This window comes from Oleiphilus sp. HI0061, from assembly GCF_001635675.1.
In genome coordinates this window covers 1-2010 of sequence record NZ_LWFE01001083.1, presented here as the reverse complement: position 1 = coordinate 2010, position 2010 = coordinate 1, and the positions used below count along the sequence as shown (strand labels likewise).

Genomic DNA, 2010 nt, shown 5'->3' with positions numbered 1-2010 from the left:
ATTTCCCGTGCCGCTGTCTCCATCGAAATCAGTATCCAGTGAACCATCTTCGTTTAGCTTGATAAGTGTAATGCCATCGGTCGGGAAGTTATAAGCGTGCAGTAGAATATTATCGTCTGATAAAACTGAGAGGCCGAATACATGATCAGCGCCGACATTTCTATCGAAGCTTAGAATTCCATTGGCTGAACCAGAATCGCCTTCAAATGTGGTGTCGAGTGTGCCATTGGTGTTGTAACGGGCAACTATGAAGTTGCTATATGTTGACGAATCGTCTCCATCGCCTGTTCCCGCAACAATAATCTTGTCGTCACTTTGGGTTGCGACATGGTAGGCAACGTTAGATAGTCCGCCTATATCAGTAGTCACTATTCCGTTATCGCCAAAGCTTGAATCTAGCGAGCCATCGCTCTCGTAACGGACTAAAGCGAGGTCGTGATTTGAGCTGTTATTGGCGTATCCGACTTGGACTATTTTTCCATTGCTTTGAATAGCTGTTGCATATCCAGAGTCAGGTAATGATGAGCTGTTTATATCCGTTATTGTCCAGCCGTTAGTGCCAAAGCTGGTATCGATATCGCCAGGAGCGGCAATGGCTTGCCCGATAGACAAGGCAATAAGCACAACTAATTTATACGCTTTTGATATGAGTAGGGCGCGACTACACCAGTCTTTGGCGGTTTTTGTCATTTGGTACAACAGGTCCATCTTTGTAATGCGGGAGATTTACTGGTTGTACAGCAATGTATGTGCCAAACGAAAGTAGTATATATGGTGAGCTTATTTCTTGAGTATAGGGTTGGCAGATTACTGCAAAATTTTGATGGACTCTGTTTGCTATCAGTTTATCAAAACCTTTTAGTTGGATGTGCTCGTCCATGTTGAGACATCAAAACTAGAGTTTGTTATTTCTCCATTTGTAACTATTATTGCTTGTGGACCATACAATACTCCTCCAGAAGCTTCTGTAGCAAAGTAAATATCATACGTTCCATCATCGAGGTAGGTGGCATTAATTTCGTAAGCAGATGAGGAAACACTACCTTCTGTCAATGGGCTTGAAAGATCTCCTATGGCGTAGATTGAAACTATGTTTAAGTCAGTATCACCATTAACAGTACCATAGCTAATTCCTGGGAAAGAATCAGAATTACATGCCACTGTAGAGTTTAAATCCGCGCCAGCATTAGCAAACTCAATATCAAACTCCAATTCACCACTATTTGGAAAGTCCATACGGTATACAAACCAGTCGGTATTATCTGCTCTTACGACGATGGGGGAGTACTTAACTTCTGGGTTTAAGAACCAAGCATCATCGTCAACATCAGAAGCAGCACCATCCCAACCTCCAGGAAATCCTAAAGCTACTTCTGTGAATATTACTTCTCCAAGCGCTACGGGTGACGCGAAGAATCCAAAAGTATCTGCTCCTACTATATTATTAGTGAATCTCTGATTTTCAGTAGAGGATAATTCACTCGATAGAGCCTTTATGGCTGATTCTGTCCATACATTTGAAGCGCTTGTGCCGTGGCGAGGAAGATTTGAAACTGAGCATGTACCATCTCCGAGTTCGGGTTCTGGACTCGGATCGATTGCTCTGTAGTTTGCATCCACTTCATAGCTTGATAGATCGCAAGCAATTGTCTCATTAATAGCCATACCAGGATTATCGAACCGAACGGCATAGTTCATTTCACCTAGCTCAGGATAGTCTGTTCGGTAAACAAACCATTTAACACCGTCGATTTCGGTAACAATTGGTCCTGTTTGAGATAGCTCAGAAAAATCTGGAGTATATGGAGTCCAAGATGCTCCATCCCACGCCCCCAGGATATTCATGTTATCCCGATCATAAAAATAGGCTTCGCCTAAGGCAGCAGGGTAAGCGAAGAATCCATATTCGTTTGTGCCTAGATTGATGGTGAAATCCTGACCACCAGAAGAACTTAAATTGTTTGAGTTAATAGTCCAGGGCGATGTGGAGTAATCAATCGTACCGACCAT

General features: G+C 42.9%; 2 protein-coding genes. Both read right to left on the bottom strand.

The features are described from left to right. A partial coding sequence (locus A3735_RS15295) for a delta-60 repeat domain-containing protein (protein WP_197485906.1) occupies window positions 1–690 on the bottom strand: 690 nt, incomplete at its 3' end. Between the two features lie 168 nt (window positions 691–858). Further along, window positions 859–2010, bottom strand: a 1152-nt coding sequence (locus tag A3735_RS31035; RefSeq protein WP_068638227.1) for a hypothetical protein, incomplete at its 5' end; no start/stop codon positions are given.